At 66.8% G+C, this 21,618-nt stretch carries 23 protein-coding genes, 1 tRNA gene and 1 pseudogene; 13 read left to right on the top strand and 12 right to left on the bottom strand.

Annotation, left to right across the window (positions count from 1 at the left end):
- Positions 1 to 23: 23 nt before the first annotated feature.
- A complete protein-coding gene (locus tag G1H10_RS26950; RefSeq protein ID WP_163743813.1) occupies positions 24 to 620 on the bottom strand; it encodes a DinB family protein in 597 nt (198 codons plus the stop codon).
- Between the two features lie 219 nt (positions 621 to 839).
- Between G1H10_RS26950 and G1H10_RS26945 the strand changes: the two genes are divergently transcribed.
- The 3 genes from G1H10_RS26945 to G1H10_RS26935 are packed head-to-tail and all read left to right on the top strand — an operon-like array spanning position 840 to position 1,968.
- A complete protein-coding gene (locus tag G1H10_RS26945; RefSeq protein WP_163743812.1) occupies positions 840 to 1,196 on the top strand; it encodes a VOC family protein in 357 nt (118 codons plus the stop codon).
- Positions 1,193 to 1,507: an ArsR/SmtB family transcription factor gene (locus tag G1H10_RS26940; protein ID WP_163743810.1), complete on the top strand. Its 315-nt coding sequence runs from the start codon at positions 1,193 to 1,195 to the stop codon at positions 1,505 to 1,507. The genes G1H10_RS26945 and G1H10_RS26940 overlap by 4 nt, the downstream gene beginning before the upstream one ends.
- Positions 1,504 to 1,968 (top strand): SRPBCC family protein, encoded by a 465-nt coding sequence (locus G1H10_RS26935; protein ID WP_163743808.1) that lies wholly within the window; start codon positions 1,504 to 1,506, stop codon positions 1,966 to 1,968. The genes G1H10_RS26940 and G1H10_RS26935 overlap by 4 nt, the downstream gene beginning before the upstream one ends.
- 17 nt (positions 1,969 to 1,985) lie before the next feature.
- Here G1H10_RS26935 and G1H10_RS26930 read toward each other — a convergent pair whose 3' ends face one another.
- Together G1H10_RS26930 and G1H10_RS26925 are read right to left on the bottom strand one after the other, a co-directional pair.
- Positions 1,986 to 2,810, bottom strand: coding sequence for an ABC transporter permease (locus G1H10_RS26930; RefSeq protein ID WP_163743806.1), 825 nt, complete (start codon positions 2,808 to 2,810; stop codon positions 1,986 to 1,988).
- Positions 2,807 to 3,814: an ATP-binding cassette domain-containing protein gene (locus tag G1H10_RS26925; protein ID WP_163743804.1), complete on the bottom strand. Its 1,008-nt coding sequence runs from the start codon at positions 3,812 to 3,814 to the stop codon at positions 2,807 to 2,809. Before G1H10_RS26925 ends, G1H10_RS26930 begins: the two co-directional genes overlap by 4 nt.
- A 93-nt stretch (positions 3,815 to 3,907) precedes the next feature.
- Between G1H10_RS26925 and G1H10_RS26920 the strand changes: the two genes are divergently transcribed.
- Together G1H10_RS26920 and G1H10_RS26915 are read left to right on the top strand one after the other, a co-directional pair.
- Complete coding sequence (locus tag G1H10_RS26920) at positions 3,908 to 4,489, top strand: TetR/AcrR family transcriptional regulator (protein WP_163743802.1); 582 nt, start codon at positions 3,908 to 3,910, stop codon at positions 4,487 to 4,489.
- Positions 4,490 to 4,670: 181 nt separating this feature from the next.
- Complete coding sequence (locus tag G1H10_RS26915; protein WP_163743800.1) at positions 4,671 to 7,250, top strand: ATP-dependent Clp protease ATP-binding subunit; 2,580 nt, start codon at positions 4,671 to 4,673, stop codon at positions 7,248 to 7,250.
- Between the two features lie 69 nt (positions 7,251 to 7,319).
- On the opposite strand, the gene G1H10_RS26910 is transcribed toward G1H10_RS26915, so the two are convergent.
- The 3 genes from G1H10_RS26910 to G1H10_RS26900 form a co-directional block, all read right to left on the bottom strand.
- Entirely contained in the window at positions 7,320 to 8,210 is an 891-nt protein-coding gene (locus tag G1H10_RS26910) for a hypothetical protein (RefSeq protein ID WP_163743798.1), read from the bottom strand.
- A 288-nt stretch (positions 8,211 to 8,498) separates the two neighbouring features.
- A complete protein-coding gene (locus G1H10_RS26905) occupies positions 8,499 to 9,233 on the bottom strand; it encodes an NAD-dependent epimerase/dehydratase family protein (RefSeq protein ID WP_216853699.1) in 735 nt (244 codons plus the stop codon).
- 55 nt (positions 9,234 to 9,288) lie between these two features.
- The gene (locus tag G1H10_RS26900; RefSeq protein ID WP_163743794.1) at positions 9,289 to 10,647 is read right to left on the bottom strand and encodes a dihydrolipoyl dehydrogenase family protein; all 1,359 of its coding nucleotides are present in this window, start codon (positions 10,645 to 10,647) and stop codon (positions 9,289 to 9,291) included.
- A 420-nt stretch (positions 10,648 to 11,067) separates the two neighbouring features.
- On the opposite strand from G1H10_RS26900, the gene G1H10_RS26895 reads away from it, so the two are divergent.
- Both G1H10_RS26895 and pepE read left to right on the top strand, forming a co-directional pair.
- Positions 11,068 to 11,928 carry a DUF3152 domain-containing protein gene (locus G1H10_RS26895; RefSeq protein WP_216853698.1) on the top strand — a complete coding sequence of 287 codons (861 nt, stop codon included), beginning with the start codon at positions 11,068 to 11,070 and terminating at the stop codon, positions 11,926 to 11,928.
- A gap of 30 nt (positions 11,929 to 11,958) precedes the next feature.
- The gene (gene pepE, locus G1H10_RS26890; protein WP_163743793.1) at positions 11,959 to 12,678 is read left to right on the top strand and encodes a dipeptidase PepE; all 720 of its coding nucleotides are present in this window, start codon (positions 11,959 to 11,961) and stop codon (positions 12,676 to 12,678) included.
- A gap of 146 nt (positions 12,679 to 12,824) precedes the next feature.
- Here the strand turns inward: pepE and G1H10_RS26885 are convergent, their stop codons facing one another.
- Positions 12,825 to 13,484 carry a class E sortase gene (locus G1H10_RS26885; protein WP_163743791.1) on the bottom strand — a complete coding sequence of 220 codons (660 nt, stop codon included), beginning with the start codon at positions 13,482 to 13,484 and terminating at the stop codon, positions 12,825 to 12,827.
- Between the two features lie 190 nt (positions 13,485 to 13,674).
- Between G1H10_RS26885 and G1H10_RS26880 the strand changes: the two genes are divergently transcribed.
- The 4 genes from G1H10_RS26880 (at position 13,675) to G1H10_RS26865 (ending at position 17,177) form a co-directional block, all read left to right on the top strand.
- On the top strand, positions 13,675 to 14,241 hold the full coding sequence (locus tag G1H10_RS26880; protein ID WP_163743789.1) for a hypothetical protein: 567 nt from the start codon (positions 13,675 to 13,677) through the stop codon (positions 14,239 to 14,241).
- Between the two features lie 129 nt (positions 14,242 to 14,370).
- Positions 14,371 to 15,030 (top strand): copper resistance CopC family protein, encoded by a 660-nt coding sequence (locus tag G1H10_RS26875; RefSeq protein WP_163743787.1) that lies wholly within the window; start codon positions 14,371 to 14,373, stop codon positions 15,028 to 15,030.
- Positions 15,031 to 15,034: 4 nt separating this feature from the next.
- On the top strand, positions 15,035 to 17,047 hold the full coding sequence (locus tag G1H10_RS26870) for a bifunctional copper resistance protein CopD/cytochrome c oxidase assembly protein (protein ID WP_163743785.1): 2,013 nt from the start codon (positions 15,035 to 15,037) through the stop codon (positions 17,045 to 17,047).
- A 54-nt stretch (positions 17,048 to 17,101) separates the two neighbouring features.
- Positions 17,102 to 17,177: transfer RNA gene (locus G1H10_RS26865), tRNA-Phe, on the top strand.
- Between the two features lie 276 nt (positions 17,178 to 17,453).
- Here G1H10_RS26865 and G1H10_RS26860 read toward each other — a convergent pair.
- Complete coding sequence (locus tag G1H10_RS26860) at positions 17,454 to 17,726, bottom strand: sigma-70 family RNA polymerase sigma factor (protein ID WP_163743783.1); 273 nt, start codon at positions 17,724 to 17,726, stop codon at positions 17,454 to 17,456.
- A gap of 16 nt (positions 17,727 to 17,742) precedes the next feature.
- The gene (locus tag G1H10_RS26855) at positions 17,743 to 17,970 is read right to left on the bottom strand and encodes a hypothetical protein (RefSeq protein ID WP_163743782.1); all 228 of its coding nucleotides are present in this window, start codon (positions 17,968 to 17,970) and stop codon (positions 17,743 to 17,745) included.
- Positions 17,971 to 18,418: 448 nt separating this feature from the next.
- Here G1H10_RS26855 and G1H10_RS26850 point away from each other — a divergent pair, with 448 nt between their 5' ends.
- Positions 18,419 to 18,928: a GNAT family N-acetyltransferase gene (locus G1H10_RS26850; RefSeq protein ID WP_163743781.1), complete on the top strand. Its 510-nt coding sequence runs from the start codon at positions 18,419 to 18,421 to the stop codon at positions 18,926 to 18,928.
- Positions 18,929 to 19,209: 281 nt separating this feature from the next.
- Positions 19,210 to 20,208 (top strand): carbon-nitrogen hydrolase family protein, encoded by a 999-nt coding sequence (locus G1H10_RS26845; RefSeq protein ID WP_163743779.1) that lies wholly within the window; start codon positions 19,210 to 19,212, stop codon positions 20,206 to 20,208.
- A gap of 145 nt (positions 20,209 to 20,353) precedes the next feature.
- Here the strand turns inward: G1H10_RS26845 and G1H10_RS26840 are convergent, their stop codons facing one another.
- The 3 genes and pseudogenes from G1H10_RS26840 to G1H10_RS26830 all read right to left on the bottom strand — a co-directional run.
- Positions 20,354 to 20,713 carry a VOC family protein gene (locus tag G1H10_RS26840; protein WP_163743777.1) on the bottom strand — a complete coding sequence of 120 codons (360 nt, stop codon included), beginning with the start codon at positions 20,711 to 20,713 and terminating at the stop codon, positions 20,354 to 20,356.
- A gap of 118 nt (positions 20,714 to 20,831) precedes the next feature.
- Positions 20,832 to 21,482 (bottom strand): SAM-dependent methyltransferase, encoded by a 651-nt coding sequence (locus G1H10_RS26835; protein ID WP_163743775.1) that lies wholly within the window; start codon positions 21,480 to 21,482, stop codon positions 20,832 to 20,834.
- A gap of 9 nt (positions 21,483 to 21,491) precedes the next feature.
- A pseudogene (locus tag G1H10_RS26830) lies at positions 21,492 to 21,618 on the bottom strand (IS630 family transposase); the annotation flags it as partial.

The raw sequence follows: 21,618 nt of genomic DNA, 5'->3' as shown, positions 1-21,618 counted from the left end.
GTCGACCCCTTGGCTGGCCGATCTCACCCGTTGCGGAAGGCGTCGGCCGCGTTCTGGATGCGGCCGACGTAGTCCGACCACCACCGGGCGTCGCCCATGTCGTCATGGTCCTTGCCACCACGGCCGTCGATCATCTCCCGGACGATGTCCGCATGCCCGGCGTGCTGGGCCGTCTCCGTCGCCGTCCGCACCAGCAGTGCACCCAACGTGGTGTCCCGACGTTCCTCCGGCCACCACGGGACGTGAGCGGCGGCGGTAAGTCCCAGCCGCTCGATCGACTCATCCGAATGCCGCCACGCCGTCCGATAGAGATCGACGAGGTAATGCCGCGACTCGTCGGCCTTGGCCCACATGTCGGCGCTTTCCCATACCGAGCCGTCCTCGACCCACGGCAGGGTGACGGGCGCCGGACGTCCGACGCAGGCGCCCAAGTATCCCAGCTCGATGCCGATCAGATGCTTCACCAACCCCAACAGATTGGTGCCGCTGGGCGTCATCGGACGCCGGATGTCGTACTCGGAAAGGCCCTCCAGCTTGGCGACCAGGTTGTCGCGGCCCTGCTGCAGGTAGCGCTGCAGCTCGCTGGCAAGATCCCGGCCTGCCGTATGGTCATCGTCCATGCCCCGCACGGTACCGGCCGGCACCGACATTCAGCCGCGTCCATTCAGCCGCAGCCAGAGCCCACGGTCGCCAGAGCCCTCGGTCGCCAGAGCCGCCACAGTCGCCCGAACCACCACGGTCGCCTGGAAGCCGGAATCCACAACATCGCCCGGCCGGCAAACCGGTAGGAGGTTACCTACGCTTGACAGGTAGGCGATCCCCTACCTAATCTCACCACCATGACAATCACACATGTTCGGACGTTCAACGTCCCCGTCAGCGATCACGATCGAGCGAAGGCCTTCTACGCCGAGCAGCTCGGTTTCGACGTCATCGGCGACGACGTCATGGGGCCGGTGCGCTGGCTCGAGGTCACGCCACCCGGCGCCGCCACCACACTCGTCCTCGGCGGCCACCCCGAGATGACACCGGGCAGCCTGCAGGGTGTGCTGCTCACCACCGACGACATCGACGCCGACTGCACCCGGCTGCGGCAGGCCGGCGTCGAGATCGAGGGTCCGGTCGACCAGCCCTGGGGACGGCAGGCCACCTTCAGTGACCCGGACGGAAACGGGTTCGTACTATCCGCTGCATGACCACCCTCACCGACGACGTTTTCGCCGCGCTGGCCAGTCCGGCGCGGCGCGAACTCCTGCGCCTCCTTCTCGACGGCCCGCGCACCGTCAACGATCTGGCCTCCCATTTCGACATGCGTCGTCCGAGCGTGTCCGAGCATCTGAAGATCCTGCGCGACGCCGGGCTGGTCAGCGAACGCAAGGTCGGCCGGGAACGCCACTACCAGCTGGAGGCCGAGCCGTTGATGGAACTGCAAGAATGGCTGCACCCGTACGAGCGTTTCTGGCGCGCACGCGCAAAGGCGCTGCGTGACGTCCTGGAGGAGATGTGACCGACGACCCGAGGACCATCCGGGTCGACGAGTTCCTCCCGCACCCGCCGTCTAAGGTATGGGTGGCCCTGACCGACTCCGACCTGATGGCCCAGTGGCTGATGCCCAACGACTTCAAGCTGGAGATCGGGCACCGCTTCACCTTCCATACCACCCCCTTTCCCGCCGTCGGCTTCGGGGGCGTCGGACACTCTGAGGTTCTCGACTTCGAACATGAGCGGATGCTCCGCATCGCCTGGCGCGCTGCGCCCGACGACGTCAGCTCCCTGGATTCGGTGGTCACGTTCACCCTCGAGCCCGAGGGAACCGGGACCCGCCTGTTCATCGTCCACGACGGCTTCGATCCGGATGACCCGTACCAGGCGCTGTCGCGACGCATCATGGGCGGCGGAACCGCGGGCGGCGGCTGGACCGGCACTGCACGCCGGATCTCCGGGGTGATCGAGCGCGCACTCGCCTGAGGCCCCGCCGCGTGCCGTCAGGTGGCGGCGCGCCGGTAGGCACGGACGGCGAGCGGTACGCAGATGGCGGTGATCCCGCCGATCCAGGCGAGCGCCACCATGGCCTGCCCGGCAACGGTCTGGCCCGGCGGCAGCGCCCCGGCACCCAGCATCAGTCCGCGCAGCGCGTCGGCGATTGCCGTGATCGGCTGATGCTCGGCGAACGCCTGCAGCCATCCAGGCATCGTCTGGGTGGGCAAGAACACCGAGCTGACCAGCGTCAGCGGAAAGACCACCATGTACACCGCCGCCTGGATCGCCTCGGTACTCCGCACCACCATGCCGAGCGTCGCCGTGATCCAGGTACAGGCGTAACAGAAAGCGAGCGCCAGGCCCACGCCGGCGATCAGCCCGAGCACGCCGTTCTGCCAGCGAAACCCGAGCAGGATCCCGACGGCGAGCTGGAGCAGCAGGATGACGGCGGCGCGCATCAGGTCGGCGGTCGTCCGCCCGGCAAGCACCGCGGACCGCGCCATCGGCAGCGACCTGAACCGGTCGAGCACGCCGCTGGTCCGGTCGTCGTTGAGCCCGAACGCGGTCGCACTGGCTCCGAAGACGGCGAACTGAGCGAGGATGCCAGGGACAAGCCAGTTCACGTAGTCACCGTTGGCCGCGCCCGGGAGAGCGAACTCGATGGCTCCGCCGAATACGTAGAGGAACATGAGCATGAAGACGATCGGCTGGATCGTCGACAACAGCAGCACGTCGGGCCGACGGATGCTGCTCATCAGGTTCCGCCTGGCCAGCACGGCCGCGTGAGCGGTGGTGCGGCGCAGGCTCGGCACAGCAATGACGGTGTTCATCGATCAGCTCCAGTCTCACGGTCGGTCCCGGCGCCGACGGCCGCGCCTGCTGCCGCCTCATTACCGGGGACGCTTCCGGTCAGGGCGAGGAAGACGTCATCGAGGGTGGGTCTGTGCAAAGCCACGTCCGTCGGCGTGATCCGCGCCCGGTCAAGACGGCCGAGCACGTCGTACAAGGTGGTCACGCCGTCACTCGCCGGCAACACGATGGTGTCGCGGCCGGGATCGACCGTGACCCCACCCACCACCGCTTCCTCCAGCACGGCGAGGGCGTTGGGACGATCCGCCTGGGAGACCGACAGATCGAGGACGGTGCCGCCCACTCGATTCTTCAGGTCGGCCGTCGTTCCCTCGCTGACCAGCCGTCCGTGGTCGATGACGGCGATGCGGTCGGCCAGTTGATCGGCCTCGTCCAAGTACTGCGTGGTCAGCACGATCGTCGTTCCGTCGTCGAGGAGATGCCTGATCAATTCCCACAGACTGCGACGGCTCGCCGGATCGATCCCCGTGGTCGGCTCGTCGAGAAAGAGCACCTGAGGCGAGCCCACGAGGGACGCCGCCAGGTCGATCCGTCGGCGCATTCCACCGGAATAGGTCTTGACCTGACGGTCCGCGACGTCGAGCATGCCGATCCGCTCCAGCACGGTAGCGGCCCGCTGCCGCGCGTCGCGCCGGGAGAACCCGTAGAGCCGGCCGACCAACTCGACGTTCTCGCGGCCGGTCAGATAGTCGTCGACGGCCGCGAACTGACCCGCGAGTCCGATCCGGGAACGGACGGCCTGCGGGTCTGCGTTGAGGTCGATCCCGGCCACCGAGGCTGAGCCTGCATCCGCGGCCAGCAACGTCGTCAGCACCCGGATGAGTGTGGTCTTGCCGGCACCGTTGGGCCCGAGAAGGCCGTACACGATGCCCTGCTCAACCTGCAGACTGAGGCCGTCCAGCGCCCGGACATTGCCCCGAAAGACCTTGACCAGGCCGTCGACCTCGATGATCGGTTCCGCCATCACGACTCCACATGTATATCCGAATATGTACACTCTGTTGTAAACATACGGCGCAGTACACTCGGGAGTCAACTAGATTGGCGGGGTGGAGAGGTGCAGACAGCGACCACACGGCGGCTGCCACGGGCCGAACGTCGGGAACAGATCCTGGCTGCTGCCACCACCGCGTTCGCCCGTCGTGGATTCGCCGCGACCGGCCTGGACGACATCGCTACCGAAGCCGGCGTGACACGGGTCATCCTCTACCGGCATTTCGAGTCGAAGTCCGACCTGTACCGGGGCGTGCTGGACCGCGCATGCACCAGGCTCGCCACGGCTGTCGGGGAGGAACCCGGCACGTATACCGACGCCGCGATCGATGCCCTGATCAGCTACGCAGGCGACGATCCGGATGGATTCCGGCTGCTTTTCCGGCACGCCGCTCGCGAACCCGAGTTCCGTGCGCAGATGGAGACGTTCCGGAACGCGATGACCGAGGCGGCACGCCTACAGATCACCGAACTCGTCGGCGAAACGTCGTGGGCCGCGTGGGCCTCGCAGCTGGCTCCCGTCGTCGCCGTGGAAGCCATCCTTGCCTGGCTTGACGCCGGACGTCCCGATCCCGGCGACGCGCCGGACCACGTTCGCCGCGCCATCGCCGGGGTCATCGACGCCGCGTCTGTCTCCCCGTCGTGATCGCCAACGATCAGCCGCGGCGGATGGCGGCCGATCGTTGACGATCACCCTCCCGCAGCCGCTACACGTCCATGACTACGGAAGGCGCCGGGCACGCTCCCGGCAGCTTCCCGGCGCGTTTGTCAGGCGACGAATCGGGAAGCGTAGCCAGCATTGGCAGTGACGTCTCCTGGAGGATTCCATGACCAGCGGCGAGTTCTGGCCTCCCGACTTCGGCCATAGCCCGATGGAGGACTTCTTCGCCCGCTTCTTCGGCCAGCCCGGACCCGCCGGCTTCGGACCATCGCAGTTCGCCCGGCGGATCGACCTCGGTCGGCTACTGAGCGAAGACGCGACCGAATTGCTACGCACGGCGGCCCGCCAGGTCGTGGAGTGGGGCAGCCCCTACCTGGACAGCGAACATCTGTTGTGGGCCGCCACCCAGCACGAGGCCACGAAGGAACTGCTGAGACACGCCGGGGCCGACCCGAACACAATCGCCCTCAAGGTCGAGGAGGTCGTCGCGCGTGGCCAGGGGCGGGAGGGCCCCGTCCCGCTGGCACCGGCGGCCAAACGTGCCTTGCTCGACTCTCACCAACTGGCCAGGGCGGCCGGCACCTCATACATCGGCGCTCAGCACATCGTCCTGGCGCTGACCGCCAACCCGGAATCGACCGCCGGGCGCATCCTGCGCGATCAGGGCGTGACGGCGCAGTCGATGCCCGCCGAGGCGGCGGGTCTCGGAGCGCGCACGGAGGCCAAGACGGCACCGAGCTCGACACCTACGCTGGACGAGTACGGCCGCGATCTGACCGCGCAGGCACGCGAGGGACGCATCGATCCGGTCATCGGCCGCGACGACGAGATCGCCCAGACCGTCGAGATCCTCTCGCGGCGGACGAAGAACAACCCGGTGCTGATCGGTGAACCCGGCGTCGGCAAGACGGCGATCGTCGAGGGCCTGGCGCAGCGGATCGTCGATGGTGAGGTGCCCGACGCGCTGCGCAACCGTCGAGTGGTCCAGGTCGATCTGGCCGGCATGGTGGCGGGCACCAAGTACCGCGGCGAGTTCGAGGAGCGGCTCAAGACGACGATGGACGAGATCCGCGCGCACAGCGAAGAGCTCATCGTCTTCATCGACGAGCTGCACACGGTGCTCGGTGCCGGTGCCGCGGAAGGCGCCATGGACGCGTCCAACATGCTCAAGCCGGCGCTTGCTCGCGGCGACCTGCACGCCATCGGGGCCACCACGTTGGACGAGTACCGTCGGCACATCGAGCGGGACGCGGCCCTCGAGCGGCGGTTCCAGCCGATCCTCGTCCCGGAGTCGACCGTCGCCGACACCATCGAGATCCTGCACGGGTTGCGCGACCGGTACGAGGCGCACCACCAAGTGCGCTTCAGCAACCAGGCGCTGATCGCGGCCGCCGAGTTGTCAGACCGGTACGTCACGGGACGGTTCCTGCCGGACAAAGCGATCGACCTGATGGACCAGGCCGGTGCCCGAGTGGCGCTGCGGGCCGGAACCGCGCCGGGGAACGCCCGGCAGATCGAAGAAGAGCTCGAGCACCGGCAGCGAGAGAAGGACCAGGCGGTCGCCCGGGAGGAGTACGAACGCGCCGCCGAGCTGCGCAACCAGGTCGAAGAGCTGCGCGGACGCCTCGACCAGAGCCGGGATGACCGCCGCGAGGTCTCCACCGTCACCGAGGACGACGTCGCCCAGATCGTCTCGCGCGCCACCGGTATCCCCGTCACGCAGCTCACCCAGGAGGAGAAGGAACGGCTGCTGTCGATGGAGCAGCACCTACACGAGCGGGTGGTCGGGCAGGACGAGGCCGTCGAAGCCGTCGCCGAGGCCGTCCGGCGCTCCCGCGCCGGCATGGGCGATCCGCACCGCCCGGTCGGCTCCTTCCTCTTCCTCGGACCCACCGGGGTCGGAAAGACCGAACTCGCCCGGGCTCTGGCGGAGGTTCTGTTCGGCAACCAGGATCGGATGGTCCGGCTGGACATGAGCGAGTTCCAGGAGCGGCACACCGTCTCCCGGCTGGTCGGCGCACCACCCGGGTACGTCGGCTATGAAGAAGCCGGTCAGCTCACCGAGACGGTGCGACGCAGCCCGTACTCGGTGGTGCTGTTGGACGAGATCGAGAAGGCGCATCCGGACGTCTTCAACATGCTGTTGCAGGTGCTCGACGACGGCCGCCTCAGCGATGCCCAGGGCAACACCGTGGATTTCAAGAACACGGTCCTGATCATGACCTCGAACATCGGTGCCGACATCGTGATGGGCCACGCAGGCGAGCCACCCGAACGGCTTCGGCCGCAGCTGATGCAGCGCCTGCACCGCGCGTTCCGGCCGGAGTTCCTGAACCGGATCGACGAGATCATCATCTTCCGCAGCCTGACGGCCGACCAGCTGAACGAGATCACGGGGATGCTGCTGGAGGAGACCCGACGGCGTCTGCACTCTCAGGACATCACCCTCGACATCGAGGACGCTGCCGTGCGCTGGCTGTCCGAGCAGGGCTACCAACCGGAGTTCGGCGCGCGGCCACTGCGGCGGACGATCCAGCGCAAGGTGGACAACACGCTGTCTCGCATGCTGCTCAACGGCGTGGTCGGGGGCGGCCAACGGATCCACATCGGCGTCGTCGATCAGGACCTGGCCTTCACCGTCCTGCCGGCCGACCGCACCCAACCCGAAGAGCAAGAGCAGCCGCAGGAGCGAGTCGGTCGCGATCCGGTACAGCGAGAGGAGCCCGGGCCCGGCGGATATCTCTAGCCGGACGGGAACAGCGGACCGAGACTCCGCCGGGCCCGGCATTTCGGGCACCCTCGTGTGCGGGCACCTTCAGGACGGACGCCGCTCAAACGCCCGGACGGTCGACGCCGGCTCCTCCTTCGAGACGGCTTCCGCCCGTCGATATCGGTTCCCCGACCTCACAGCCGCGCCCAGATTCGCACAGCGCGCGTCGACCGGCTCGTCCTCCAGCAAGTCATCGGTATCGGTGATCCGTCCGAGGCGCTGGGCGGCCACCTCGTCGATCGCGATCGGCGGCGCGGCGAAGATGCGACCGGGGTCACCCGGTATCTCCACCAGCCGGCCGTAGACGAGATCACCCCGGCTCAAACCGACCATCTCGCTCAGGTGCCGAGCCGTCTGCTCGCTTCCATCGGCACGATCGCGCAGATGGAGCTCGAGTCCGTCGGCTCCGGCGAGCTCATACACCCTGCCCGGCGTCATCGCCCAACTTCGGCCGCCGCCGGCGCCCTCGGCGAGGGACGGAGCGACTTGCACCAGAAAGACCTCGATCATGAGATTGTCGAACAACATGAAGTCGGCGATCGCCGAGGACAGCGCCGCACGTCCCGCGACCCACCCCGGATACTCCGGCACCGGCGAGCCGGCGGCACCTTCTGCGGCCGCACCGATCTCACGCTGAGCCCGGGCCACCAGAGGCATCGGCATCGACGTGATCCACCGGCCCGCGGCGGCGACCGCGAACCTGGCCCAATGCCACGGCTCGGCATGCTCCCCGATCTCGATCATCTCGGCGAGTTGGCTGGCCCAGCGCCCTTCGGGCAGCACGCTCATATGCTGCACGTAGTCCAGCGCGCGGTCCAGTTCGCCGCGTTGCTCCGCAGCCATCGCCTCGGCGAGCAGGAACCGGTCCCGGCTCTCCAGCATCCCTTCGAGATCTTCCAATGGGATGTCGGCGTCCCGAGCGCCCGTCTCATGCACGAGATCGGACGCCTGCTGTTGTTGGTGGTGGCCTCGTCGCTGATGGCGACGCTTACGCGAACGGGATTTCGATCTAGTCATACCTCAGATCTTTCACGGCCATCACCCGCTACCACAAGCCCCCACACACAACTGTGGATAACCCACCCCCACCCCACTCACCCCCGCGGAAACACCCTCCTAAATGATCATGTGAAGTAGGTTTTCTCGTGCCCCACCATGTCTGCAGACCTGTCACGGCACGAGAAAACCTACTTCACATGATCATTTAGGGCGTGGCGGAGCGGCTCATTGTGGGGGACGTGACGTCGGACGCCAGCCCAGGTCACGCTCCGTGTGACTCCAATCGATCCAACGGCGCTCCACGTCACCGGCGACGATGTACGCGTGGAATCCGGGACGCGGGCGCTCCAGCGCACCGAGATACGCGCGCGCCACGTCACTCGCCGCGGTGGCGCCGGCTCGGTGCGGCCCGTCGTACGTCGGCCACTCGTCGTCCGGAACCGGGGCGACGAGACGCAACGCAGTGACCGACATGCCGTGCCGCCGGGCAGCCGCGGCGCACACCTGCTCGCCCAGCCGCTTGGTGAGCCCGTAGACGTCGTCGGCGTCCGGCACCGGATCAGCCGTGTGGTCCTGCGCCAGATACTCTGAGAAGACCGAACCGCTGCTGGTGTAGACCGCCTGCCGCACGCCGGCCTCGGCGGCGGCCCGCAGCGTCAGGTGGACACCGGTGACGTTCACGTCGAAATGGCTCTTGGCCCAGTCCGGGGTGGTGCCCCAATCTGTCTGCCGCCCCATGGCCAGGTAGATGAGCGCGTCCTGTCCTTCAGCAGCCTCACGGACGACGTCGGCGTCGAGCGCACTGCCTTCGACGAAACCTCCGTGCCCCGGCTCTGCGGGCGGCACCAGGTCCAGGAGTCGCAGCTCATGGTGCCGGGCCAGGACGGGCACCACCATCCGGCCGACCTTGCCGGAACCACCGACGACGAGTACCCGCACTTGTGCACCGTCCCTTCCCATGATCATGAACGGTTCCCGTTCGTATAGCACGGTAACTGTTCATGATCATGCGAGGTCAGGAGAGGTCGCGCAGCGCGTCCTGGATACCCCGATGGAACGTCGGGTACGCGTAGATCATGTGTCGCAGCTTCTCCAGCGGCACCTCGCCGTGGACCGCCACCGCCAGTGCGCTCAGCACCTCGCCACCGGTCGGCCCGGCCGATGTCGCGCCGATCAACACACCGCGGTCGGCGTCGGTGACCAATTTGATGAACCCGTCGTTTCCGGCCTTATGGATCCACCCGCGCGCCGTCGACGGCACCTGCGCCATCCCGACCTGCACGTTCACGCCGGCCTCGCGCGCCTGCGCCTCGGTCTTGCCCACCGCGCCGATCTCCGGGTCGGTGAACGTCACTCGCGGCAATGCCCGGTAGTCGGCCGGCGGTCCGTCGTGGCCGAGGATGTCGCGGACGACGATGTCCGCCTGGTACGTCGCCACGTGGGTGAACGCGCCACGTCCCGTGACGTCGCCGACAGCCCAGAGCCTCTCGCCGGCGCGAAGCCGGTCATCCACCTCGATCGCGCGTGCCGACGGGTCCAGGCCCACCGTGTCCGCTCCCAACGCGTCCAGATCCGGCCGGCGCCCGACGGACACCAGCATCCGTTGCGCTGCCAGGTCGGTGCCGTCGCCCAGTGTCACGGCGAACTCGGCGCCGTCATGGCTGACCATCGTGGCGCTGTTGCCGGTGTGCACCCCGATACCGTCGGCTTCCAGCGCCGACTGCACCAGCTGGGACGATTCCGGCTCTTCGAAGGAGAGCAACCGGTCGACGGCTTCCACGACGGTCACGCGGGAGCCGAACCGGGCGAACGCCTGCGCCAGCTCCAGACCGACCGCACCGCCCCCGAGCACGATCAGCGACTCCGGCAGCTCCTTGGTCTCCAGGGCATCCCGGTTGGTCCAGTACGGCGTGTCCGGCAACCCTTCGATCGGCGGGACCACCGGAGCGGTGCCGCTGCCGATTACGACGCCCTGCCGAGCCTCGAAGGTGCTCCCGTTGACCTCGACCCGTCCGGGACCGGCCAGCCGGCCCCAGCCACGGACGAATCGGACGCCCTTGTCGGTGAGCCGGTCCACGGCGATCTGGTCGTTCCAGTCCGTCGTCGCCTCGTCCCGGATCCGCGCGGCGACCGGCGCCCAGTCCGGGCTGACCTCGGCATGGCCGGCCATGCCATCGACCCGACGCGTCTCCGCCAGCAGGTCCGCCGCCCGGATCGCCATCTTGCTCGGGATGCACCCCCAGTACGGGCACTCACCACCCACCAGGTTGCCTTCGATCCCGACGACGTCGAGGCCCGCTTCAGCCAGCGAACCGGCCACCGACTCACCACCGACGCCCAATCCGAGGACGATCACATCGACCTGTTCGCTCATCGCGTCCACACCGCCTTCACATCACGCCTCACGTGGAGGTCTGCCTACCCGACCGTAGCCACCATGGTGGCGTTTCCGGGTGGTGTGGCGCGCGCCGTTTGTCGATCGCGTCACCACCCTCACCGAGCCGTTACCCTTACCGGCCCGGTGAGATGACCCTCCTCCGCAGCCACTGCGGCGTCAAGACCGAGACACGCCGCTCCCATCCCGTACGCGCGGTTTTGCCGCGGCTGTCGTCGGCGACTGCCGTCAGCAGCGGCCGCGGCCGTCATCGTCGGATGCGGTCGGCAGCTGTCCAGGTGGTGGAGTTCATCGGACGCCTCCGCCCTCGAGGCGTTAGCATGAGTGCCGGCCACGGGCACGGAGCCGGCAACAAGGAGAGACATGGTAGGCGCTCATCGCCGCGGGCGGGAACGCCGCATGGCACCGCGTCCTGTGCTCTGCGTCGCCGCGACCGTGGCTATGTTCGCAGCGGCCGCATACGTGGTCACCCCCATCGGAGATCCGCCCGCCGGGAAGGCACTGCCCGCCGCGGGTACCCAGCAGATGGCCGCCGGTGACGACACGCCCGACGTGCCCGCCACCGAACGCGATGGAGACCGATCCGCAACCGGTGACGCACCGAGCCGCGGCGCTGATCGATCCGTCACCGACCGGCCGCCGCAGCCGCAGATCGGTCCCACGGTCTCAGTCAAGGTCTCGGGACCGGAGGTGAATGGGCGCCGTCAGCCCGCCCGGGTCGATCCGCCACAGTCGGGCGATGGCACATACCAGATCGTGTCCGGTACCGATCCGGCTCCCGACCGGCTCTCCGGCGACGTCCGGCGCTACATCGTCGAGGTCGAGGAAGGACTGCCGTTCGACCCGGAGGCGTTCGCCGACCAGGTACACGCCATCCTCAACGACGAGCGGGGCTGGGGCCACGACGGCAGCGTCCGGTTCCGACGGGTCGATTCCGGTCAAGTGTCGATTCGGGTCTCGTTGTCCAGTGCCGACCTCACCGACCAACAGTGCTATCCGTTGCTCACCCGCGGCCGGGTCTCCTGCTGGAACGGCAGCCGAGCCGTGATCAACGCCGAGCGGTGGGGCAAGGGCTCGGACACGTTCGGTGACGATCTCCTCACGTACCGGGAGTATCTGATCAACCATGAGGTCGGCCACGGCCTCGGACACGGACATGTGAACTGCCCAGAGGACGGCGCGGCGGCACCGGTGATGGTGCAACAGACGAAGTCGCTCGAAGGTTGCCGCCCCAACCCTTGGCCTTCGCGTGACCCCTAGCGGCCACCAACGGTAAGCGCGGAGAACATGATGAGACTTCTGTTGCTGTCCAATTCCATCGCTCCTGGCTACGGGCCCCTGGAACACGCGCATGCGGTGCTGCGCGACGTCCTCGGCGACGCACGCACCGTGGCATTCGTACCGTTCGCGCTGGCCGACCACGACGATTACACGAAGACCGTCACGGACGCGCTGCGCCCGGTCGGCGTCGAGGTCGTCGGCGCGCACACTGGGGAGCCCGCCGACGTCGTGAATCGTGCCGACGCGGTCTTCGTCGGAGGCGGGAACACGTTCCGCCTGGTGACAGCGCTGTACCGGCACGGCTTGGTCGAGGTTATCCGGCGACGGGTGTACACCGGCATGCCGTACATCGGCTCCAGCGCCGGCACGAACGTCGCCGGGCCGACCATGCGCACCACCAACGACATGCCCATCGTGCAGCCGCCGAGCTTCGACACCCTCGGGCTGGTGCCGTTTCAGATCAATCCGCACTACGTCGATACGATCCCGGGCGACACGCACATGGGTGAGACGCGTGAGCGGAGACTGCTGGAGTTCCTGGAGGAGAACGACACCCCGGTGGTGGGGCTGCGCGAGGGCACCTGGCTGCGCCGCCATGACGACCTGCTCACGCTGGGCGGGATCGAAGCAGGAGCACGACTGTTCCGCCGCGACGCGGATCCCGCGGAACTCTCCACCGGCACCGACCTGAGCCCACTACTGCAGACGACGCCGCGCTTCGACGTCTGACTGCGCCGCAGCGCCTACGGTCGCGACTGAGCTCGGCTCGCGACGAAGTCCGGCCTCACGCCGCCCGTGGCGATGTCCGGCCTCACCCGCCCGTGACGATGTCCGGCCCGACTCCGGCCTGCGGTGAGTGTCCTGACGCGAGCACGTCATGCGTCGCCGCGCGGCTGCTCGTCCACCAGCGTTCCCGTCGCGTACATGCGATGCGACGATCCCCACCGCGGCCAGCAGGTGGTCAGCGTGATCCGCCGTTCGGTGGGCTCGGTGCTCCGCGGCTCCCCCGGCACCGGATCGACGACCCAGCTGTCCTGGATCTCGATCTTGTTGCCGTCGGAGTCACCGTCCGGAGCGTCGTCGAGCTCGTAGGTGAATATCCCGTCCGCGGTCTCGATCTCGACTACGTCGCCGACGCGCAACTCGGGGAACTGGGCGAACGGCTCGCCGTGTCCGGCTCGGTGTGCCGCAACCGCGAAGTTCCCCAACTCACCCGGGTCGACGCTGTCGGGATAGTGGCCAGGACCGTTCTTCAGGTCCGCGTCCTCGACGCCCTGGACGATCACCCATTCCCAGTCGTCGCCGAAGCGCGGGATCCGAATGATGCCGTACGCGTCGCCCAGGTCGGTCTCGCTCGGAGAGGTGGGATCCCCCTGCTGAGTGCTGTCTTGGCCGCCGCCGAACCCGAGCTGTCCGCGCAGGTCATCCTGGGCCGCCGCGGTCTGCAGGCCGGTACCCCAGAGGGTGTAGACAACGAACAACAGCACGATGGCGCCCGCGGTGAGCATCAATTCGCCCAGCCCGCCCGCGATCATCGCCGGTACACTCCGCCGCGGCGGTGTCTTCTGTGCCTTCCGCCGCCCCCGCTGCGCCGTACGATGCATGGCTCTCCCATCCGTCGTGGCCAGACCGCACTCCCCCCAATCGTCTCCTTAACGTCCATGCCGTGGCCACAGTTCCAGCCCACGAATCTCCAGGACGCGACCTTCACATACGCTGGCCTATGTGCGGAAGCCGGGCCAAGGACGGATGCGTGTGGCCCGCGGGCTCGTCATGTCCGCGGCATGCCTGCTCCTGCCCGCCGGCGCACACGTGACGGCCGGCGGCGGGCTGCCGGTGCACGTTGAGTTCCTGTTCGCCGCCGGGCTACTCAGTGTCGCGTGCGTCGCGCTGGCGGACCGGCGCAGAAACCCCGGCGAGATCGGCGCCGCGCTGGTGCTGTCTCAACCGGCACTACATGTGCTGCTGACGATGGCCGGTGGCGACCACGGCCCCACCGTGGGTGGCGCGTCGATGCTAGGCGCGCATGTGGTGTCCGCCGTCGTCCTGACCGTGCTGCTCTCTGGGCTCGAAGCCGTGTTGTGGGCAATGGCGGCACTGTCGTCGACCGCACGGCTGCACCACCTCGACCGGCTGCTGTGTCAGCCACTGGCCGACGGACCTTCGCGGTGGACGCTGATTCCGTCGCCTCGGGAGTCGCGCGGCACGTACGCCGCGTTCGTCGGAGACGCTGTGCCGTGGCGTGGCCCACCGCGGGTGGCCATGCCGATGGTCTCGAACGCGACCGGGTAGATGTGTCGACACTGTCGAGGTCATAGCCGTGACAAGGTCGAAAGATCATGATCGAACGGTCGATCATCGGTGGCGCGCACAGCGCGCGCATGAATAGTCGACGCTCGACGCCACAACAAGGACATACCGATGCTGACCTATCCCCCCACAACCATGCATTTCCGAACCGGCGATAGCCCACCAACCGGACGAGTACGCGGCAGCACGGCGCGGGCGGCCCGCACCGCGGTCACCGTCGCGTTGACCGCCGTCCTCGCCTTCGCACTCGGCACACCGACGGCGTCCGCACACAGTTCGCTCGTGTCGTCGTCGCCGGAGGACGGCGCCACCGTGGAGGAACAGCCCGGGACGGTGGAACTCGTGTTCAACGAGAACGTCCAGGACCAGCCCGATTTCACCCAGATGGCGGTGCTCGACGCGGACGAGAACGAGTTCCACACCGCGGATCCGGTTGTCGACGGGAACCGTGTGCGGCAGGACGTCTCCGAACTGCCGGACGGCGATTACACCATCTCCTACCGGATCGTGTCCGCCGACGGCCACCCGGTGAGCGGCACCATCGAGTTCACGATGGCGACCGGGATGTCCGGCGACGTGGCCAACGGCGACGAGGCGGAAACCGCGTCTGAGCAAGCGTCGGGCGACGGCGACGATAGCGCCGCGGCCATCTGGAGCGGAATCGTCATCGCCGTCCTCGCCGGGCTCGCGCTGATCGTCGGTCGCAGCCGGCGTCGGCTGCGCGAGTCGTCCGAGGACGGGCCGACCTCGGACGACGAGAGAGACAGGTAATCCGATGACCCCCACACCTGTGCCCACCGCCCCGCCGCCGTCGGTCCGCCGCTGGGGCACCACAGCTGTCGCTGCCGGCCTGGCGACGCTTGTGGCTGCGTTGATCGTCGGAGGCGGCGGCACCGCACTGGCCGTGCCCGGGCTCGGAGATCCTGGAGACCTCACCCGTTGGGGGCTTCCCGTCTCCCGGGCCGTGCTCGACGGCGCTTCCGCCGTGACCATCGGTCTGCTTGGGCTGGCGACGGTTCTGCCACCGGAACGTGGCCAGCTGGGCGGCGACGCGCTCCGCGTGCTGCGCGCGGCGACGTGGGGGGCGCTGGTGTGGGCGGTGGCGGCTGCCGCCGTGCATCTGTTGACGCTGTCGGACCTGATCGGGCAACCACTGCTCGAGGCGCTCGGAGGTGAGGGATTCCGCTCGTATACCGCCAGCGTCGAACAAGGGCAGGCGTACGCTGCCGTCGTCGTGCTGGCGCTCGCCATGATCCCGGCCACACGCCTCACGCTCGGGCACGGCGGCAGCATCGCGCTGTTGTGCCTGGGGCTCGCCACGCTGGTGCCGCCCGCGCTGGTGGGCCACTCGTCCAGCGGCGACTATCACCACTCCGCGACCACGTCTATCTTGATCCACCTGGTTGCCATGGCGCTGTGGGTCGGTGGCCTGGTCGCCGTGGCCTGGTACGCAGCACAGCAGGGTCGGGAGCTTCGTCGCGTCGCACGTGTGTACTCTTCGGTGGCGCTCGGATGCTTCGTGCTGATCGCGGCTAGTGGGGTGCTGAACGCGTGGGTGCGGATGAGCTCGCTCACCGAGTTGTTCAGCACGGAATACGGCTGGCTGTTGATGGGCAAAGTGGTCGCACTGGCCGCCCTCGGATGCTTCGGTTACCTCCATCGCGAGCGGACGCTGCGGGCACTCGATACCGGAAAACCGCGCCAGTTCCGTCGGCTCGCCGCCGGGGAGATCACGGTGATGGCCGCGGCCATCGGTCTCGCCGTCGCGCTCGGGCGCACCGAACCTCCGGTGCCGGAGGATCTGAGCGTCTCCGCCGTCCGGGACCTGTTGGGCTATCCGATACCGGACGAGTTCAGTCTCTCCCGGGTGTTCACCGAGACATATCCAGACGCGTTGTTCTCGATCGGATGCTTCGTCGCGGTCCTGCTCTACCTGGGCGGCGTGTGGCGGCTGCGCAAGCGTGGCGACAGCTGGCCGGTCGGCCGGACGATCGCATGGCTGCTCGGTATCGCCACTGTCGCGTTCGTCGAGCTGTCCGGTGTCATGACGTACAGCATGACGATGCTGTCGGTACACATGGTCCAGCACATGACCCTGATGATGATCAGCCCCATGCTGCTGGTCATGGGCGGTCCGATCACCCTGGCACTACGGGCGATCAAACCGGCGAGGCGGGGTGAGCAGGGTCCGCGGGAGTGGATCATGGCGGCCGTGCACAGCCGGGTGGCGCGGGTCTTGACCCACCCCGTCGTCGCACTCACGCTCTTCGTGTCCGGCTCATTCGTCATGTACTTCAGCGGCCTGTTCGAAGCCGCGATGCGTGACCACACCGGACACATGCTGATGAGCCTGCACTTCCTGCTCGTCGGCTACATCTTCTTCGAGATGCTGATCGGCATCGACCCGCTGCCGAAACGGCCGCCATTTCCGGCCCGGATCGTCGTGTTGCTGCTGTCGATGGCGTTCCATGCGATCTTCGGGCTGGCGATCATGGAGTCGTCGATGCTGATCGCCGGCTCCTACTACCAGGAGCTCGGCACGGAGATCGCGTGGCTGCCGGACAGACTGGACGACCAGATCCTCGCAGGGCAGATCACCTGGGGGTTCGGCGAACTCCCGGCGCTCATCGTCGTTATCGCCATCTTCGTCCAGTGGGCCCGCTCCGACGAACGCGAAGCCCGCCGGTTCGACCGCAAGGAAGGCAAGGAGGAGGCCGAGCGCAAGGCCTACAATGAGTACTTGGCCAAGCTCAACGCACAGGCCGCGAAGCGAGAGCGAGTGGACTGACCCGGGGATTTTCACGCCGGTGTTGCCATACGTTAGACTCGACTCGCTCCACCAGGACAGGTAGCTCAGTTGGTAGAGCGTCCGCCTGAAAAGCGGAAGGTCGCCGGATCGATGCCGGCCCTGTCCACCAGCAGGAACGCTGCCTAAGCGTTGAGCACGGCGCTCAGGTAGCGGACACTTTTAGCCATACAGACGACCACTTCGACGGCCCGTTGTCCAGCATTCAGTTGTCGTCTGACCCGGACAAGGGGCGCAAAGGCGCCCGGCAACGATCGGGACTCTGTAGACAGCGTGGCCGACGACTGGCTACGTGACCATGATCTAGAACACGACGCAATCGAGATCACCGCGTACCGCAAACACTCACTTATCCATGGACTCGCCATAGATGAGAACGGCGTGACGTTCACGCGCCAATCTTGTCGGAGAACCTCTGCCGGGCGGCCTGGCGGGACACGCCCATAGACTCGGCTATCCGAGTCCAGCTTCGCCCATGCGCACGGGCTACGGAAACAGCCTCGGTCAGGCGTGCCTCATTGGCTCGCACCGCATCGGCCGCTTCGGCAACGGCCCGTAAGTCCGACACGTCCGACACGTCCGCCGTGGCGGGGTCCAGTTCGTCGGCCCACTTCTCAAACCGCTCGGCGGCCTCACGGATCTCTTCATCACTGTGTCGCATCGTTATCACCTCCTCCTCAGAGGAACTCGTAGAACTTCGGTCGCAGCGGCATCGCATGGATGGCCACCGGATCGTCACTATCGATGCCCAACACGCCGACCTCCAGCATGCGACCAGCCATGTCAGGACCGATCAGCATCGTGAGGTTGTCGTCACTGTCGACCCGCCGCATCGGATTACGCCAGACGTGAAGGATGTCGTCATCATCGACGCCATGCTTCCGAGCCGGCTCACCGATCCGCATACTGACAAGATAGGTTGTCATACGCGCCTGACGCAACCTCTGACGAGACCAAACCTGGCCCAGAACGGTCGCGACGGTGTGGGCCCCGCCCAACGGGATCAAGCGCAACTCTGCCCACGGTTGTCATCCGAGTCACTGACGATAACGACGGGGAACGCCACAAGACGTTCCAGCCAGCGGACAACTTCACTCGTCATACGGAGGTTTCATCGCGCGAGCACCACTCGGTACGGCGCTGCCAGCGGTCAATCGTCGTCAGCGACTGCATCGGCTATGTACCGCTGATGTGATCATCGCAGACACCGACGCGCTCGTCGTGCTCACGCAACGGCGGTCCTAGGCCGGGCATCGGGCGGGCAAGCGTTCGCTCGCCGAGCGCTCTTCCGAGGCCGACTGGTGGCGCGAAATCAGTTGCGCCGGAGTTGTGTTCGCGACCACGGTGTGTTCCATGGTGACGATTCGGGAGCACCGGCGCAGCGATCTTCCCCAGGTGTGGACCATGGCGACGCTACCCAACGTTGGCGACACCGCCGATCCGTTGGCTCCGCTGCCGCTCCCGGCGGCCGCCGAGCCGCCTGCAGCTTTCCCCGCACTCGCGTGCCCCGAGAGGCTGCCCAGAGGAACCTTCCTTGTTGGCGATCTTGATGGCCACGTCGTCGCGACAGGCGGGCTGCAGGACCACGGAGACGACCGCGCCGAGGTTGTATTCGTCCGGGTGCATCCGGCAACCCGGCGTCGAGGTATCGGTCGCCGCCTGATGACCGCGCTTGAACAACGAGCCGCCGCCTTGGGGTACATGAGGACCGTGCTGAACACCGCCACCAACCAGCCGGAAGCGGTAGCGTTCTACCGCGCGCTGGGTTACCACGACGTCCGCACGGAAACGCGTCGCGAATGGCACTGGACGGTGGTCCACTTCGAGAAGCCACTTCTGACCGATAGCCACGGAACAGAATAGGTCACTGTCGACAACAGACCCGCGCCGCCCGCTTCCCCCGCGGACCGATGTGCAGCTCTCGATCGGACTTGCGCGTCGGCTCGGCGGGTCGGTTGTCCGATGCGGCGGAGGTTGGTAGCGTCCATCGTGGCGTGGCCCTACGCCTAACCTCCATCGAGCATCCCCAGCATGGTCGTTCTCCGGAGGCAAAGGGATGATGCGTCTCAGGGTCGTTGTCCTGGTCTGTCCGTCTCGGACGCCATGATCGCTGGGGGATCGGCGTACGAGGCATGGAAGGCCAGATGACAGCGAACAGGAACTTCAAGCGCCGTGTCCGAGCTCGAGCTGCCAAGACCGGCGAGTCGTACACCGCTGCCCTCCGGCACTTCCGATCAACGGCGAATGGAGATGTCATGCCGGAGACAAAGCGCATGCGCATTGCGGTCGCACAGGTCGTCATTGGTGACGACCCCAGCGACGTAGCCGCGATACGCGCGAGTGGACAGGAGATCCGACGCCTGATGCGCGAGGCGCGCGACTTGGGCGCGCGCCTGATTCACTTCCCCGAAGGGGCACTGTGCTGGGCACACAAGCTCAAGATGTCCGTCAATGGCCCGGAGGAGATCGGCCCGGCCGACTGGAACCGGGCCAACTGGGACGTGTTGCGCGATGAGCTGGCCCAGATCGTGGAACTAGCGGGGAAGCTCAGGCTCTGGACGGTTGTCGGCTCGATCCACCGTCTCACGCCGCCACACCGTCCGCACCTGAGCCTGTATGTCATTTCCGATCGGGGAAAAGTTGCAACGCGTTACGACGAGCGCCTGCTGTCGAATACGAAGATCACCTACATGTACTCACCGGGGTCGGTGCCGGTGACGTTCGATGTCGACGGCATACGGTTCGGCCTTTCGTTGGGCATAGAGGTGCATTTCCCGGAGATCTTCATCGAGTATGAGCGGCTCGACGTCGACTGTGTGCTCTTCTCTACCGCCGGCCCTCCCGAACCGGGAGCACAGATCTTCGCGACCGAAGCCCAAGCCCATGCGGTCACGAATAGCTTTTGGGTCAGCTTTGCGGTGGACGCGCGCCACGCGGCCGACTCACCGTCGGGCGTGATCTCTCCACGAGGCGAGTGGCCGGCCCAATGCTCATATGAGAAGTTGCCCTCCGTGACCACCACCGAGATCTACGATGATCCGAACGACTTCGCACGGCCCTGGAGACGGAAGGCCCGTACAGGCATCTACGAACATCACGTGGTCCACAACGATCCACGAAGCGATGATCGGAGCGTCGTCTAGCAACCGAACAGCCGCGGGGCGGCTACGAACAGTTCATAAAGCAGGCGTGTGCATTCGGCGATCGCCCTGACGTTCCGTTCCCCAGGGCGATCGCCGCATCACCTGATCTCCAGGATGTGTTCGTTGCCGTCCACAATCTCGCCGTTCAGGCGCAGAGACAGAACAGGTTGCCCTCGGTGTCAGCGAGCACCACGTGCTGAGCGCCGTCCTGATACACCCAGTCGACCCGTTTGGCGCCGAGAGAGACGAGCCGCTCTACCTCGGTGTGCACATCGGAGTCCTGGTCAACCCAGAGGTCGAGATGCATCTTGTCGTCCCTGTCCAGATGAACGTGTGCGCCAGGGCCGTGATCTTGTCGAGTAGCCGACGGAGGACTCCATTCCTCCGGGTGAAGGAAGTCAGGATTCCGGGGCTCTCGAACATATCCGAGGGCTTCGGCCCAAAACGCCGCTGCCCTTCTGTTGTTCGACGCGTTCAGCACCACGGCCCCTATGAAAACACCCATCCGCCTCTCCTCCTCAGCGACGTTTGCCTCACGACCTCAGCACACGATGTCGATTACCGACAGCCTCCTTGAAGAACGCATCGCTCGCCACGCTGACACGCACACACAGGTTCCACGATCAAATGGTGCGGCCCAGGGCGATGAGCGTCTGCTCGTCGGCAAAGCTGAACATGCGTTGGCCAGTCCGGAACTCACGCGGCCGAGCGACGAGTTGGTCCCTGGCAACGCCGAAGGGGTCATTTGGGTCCTTCCAGACCGGAACAAAGCCGTGCCGCTCAAATGCCGCCGATGCGTGCTCGAACAGACCTGGCGCCGCACGGTGCGCAGTCCAGATGACCTGTCCTCGCTCTTTGCATAGCTGTGGAAGCGTGGCGACGGTCGACTCGACATCGTCATCAGTAAGACTTCCGAACTCGCCGCATAGCAAGACGATGTCAGCAGGCGCAGCGCCATCGTAAGTGTCCGTGATCCCGGCGTCGGCCTGCCGGACCTCGAAACCCTGCAGGTCGGCGTCGTCGATCCGTCTCTGCGCCTCCGCGACGTTCCGGCCGTCGAGCTCGACTAAGCATGCACGGACATCACCACGCCGTTCTGAGCCGGAGACCATGCCTACGACATCATGTCCCTGCCCCGCGCATACGCTGATGATCTGCACAGGACCGGGCGGCACCGCGGCAAGCGCAAGGCGAAGCTGATCTTGCACGATCCGCAGGCGTTCCTGCAGCTTGCCGCCCTCTTGATAGCCCTGATGCCACCGGTGCCAATCCACCTGGCAACTCTAGTGATCCGTGTTTGAAGTTGGCTGACGGTTGGCTTTTTTGAGGATCTCGTCTGCGGTCTTGGTCCAGACGAAGGGGTGGCAGCGGTCGTTCCAGCCGTCGATGAAGGCGCGGATTTTGGCGTTG

The organism is Phytoactinopolyspora halotolerans, from assembly GCF_010550675.1.
GTDB classification, from domain to species: Bacteria; Actinomycetota; Actinomycetes; order Jiangellales; family Jiangellaceae; genus Phytoactinopolyspora; species Phytoactinopolyspora halotolerans.
This window is presented reverse-complemented; position numbering and strand designations above follow the sequence as displayed.

What these genes read in the sequence shown, in the direction of transcription:
- G1H10_RS26950 (WP_163743813.1), bottom strand. Translation starts at nt 620, where the DNA reads ATGGACGATGACCATACGGCAGGCCGGGATCTTGCCAGCGAGCTGCAG.
- G1H10_RS26945 (WP_163743812.1), top strand. Translation starts at nt 840, where the DNA reads ATGACAATCACACATGTTCGGACGTTCAACGTCCCCGTCAGCGATCAC.
- G1H10_RS26940 (WP_163743810.1), top strand. Translation starts at nt 1,193, where the DNA reads ATGACCACCCTCACCGACGACGTTTTCGCCGCGCTGGCCAGTCCGGCG.
- G1H10_RS26930 (WP_163743806.1), bottom strand. Translation starts at nt 2,810, where the DNA reads ATGAACACCGTCATTGCTGTGCCGAGCCTGCGCCGCACCACCGCTCAC.
- G1H10_RS26925 (WP_163743804.1), bottom strand. Translation starts at nt 3,814, where the DNA reads ATGGCGGAACCGATCATCGAGGTCGACGGCCTGGTCAAGGTCTTTCGG.
- G1H10_RS26915 (WP_163743800.1), top strand. Translation starts at nt 4,671, where the DNA reads ATGACCAGCGGCGAGTTCTGGCCTCCCGACTTCGGCCATAGCCCGATG.
- G1H10_RS26905 (WP_216853699.1), bottom strand. Translation starts at nt 9,233, where the DNA reads ATGGGAAGGGACGGTGCACAAGTGCGGGTACTCGTCGTCGGTGGTTCC.
- G1H10_RS26900 (WP_163743794.1), bottom strand. Translation starts at nt 10,647, where the DNA reads ATGAGCGAACAGGTCGATGTGATCGTCCTCGGATTGGGCGTCGGTGGT.
- G1H10_RS26895 (WP_216853698.1), top strand. Translation starts at nt 11,068, where the DNA reads ATGGCACCGCGTCCTGTGCTCTGCGTCGCCGCGACCGTGGCTATGTTC.
- pepE (WP_163743793.1), top strand. Translation starts at nt 11,959, where the DNA reads ATGAGACTTCTGTTGCTGTCCAATTCCATCGCTCCTGGCTACGGGCCC.
- G1H10_RS26885 (WP_163743791.1), bottom strand. Translation starts at nt 13,484, where the DNA reads ATGATCGCGGGCGGGCTGGGCGAATTGATGCTCACCGCGGGCGCCATC.
- G1H10_RS26875 (WP_163743787.1), top strand. Translation starts at nt 14,371, where the DNA reads ATGCTGACCTATCCCCCCACAACCATGCATTTCCGAACCGGCGATAGC.
- G1H10_RS26870 (WP_163743785.1), top strand. Translation starts at nt 15,035, where the DNA reads ATGACCCCCACACCTGTGCCCACCGCCCCGCCGCCGTCGGTCCGCCGC.
- G1H10_RS26860 (WP_163743783.1), bottom strand. Translation starts at nt 17,726, where the DNA reads ATGCGACACAGTGATGAAGAGATCCGTGAGGCCGCCGAGCGGTTTGAG.
- G1H10_RS26855 (WP_163743782.1), bottom strand. Translation starts at nt 17,970, where the DNA reads ATGCGGATCGGTGAGCCGGCTCGGAAGCATGGCGTCGATGATGACGAC.
- G1H10_RS26850 (WP_163743781.1), top strand. Translation starts at nt 18,419, where the DNA reads ATGGTGACGATTCGGGAGCACCGGCGCAGCGATCTTCCCCAGGTGTGG.
- G1H10_RS26845 (WP_163743779.1), top strand. Translation starts at nt 19,210, where the DNA reads ATGACAGCGAACAGGAACTTCAAGCGCCGTGTCCGAGCTCGAGCTGCC.
- G1H10_RS26840 (WP_163743777.1), bottom strand. Translation starts at nt 20,713, where the DNA reads ATGGGTGTTTTCATAGGGGCCGTGGTGCTGAACGCGTCGAACAACAGA.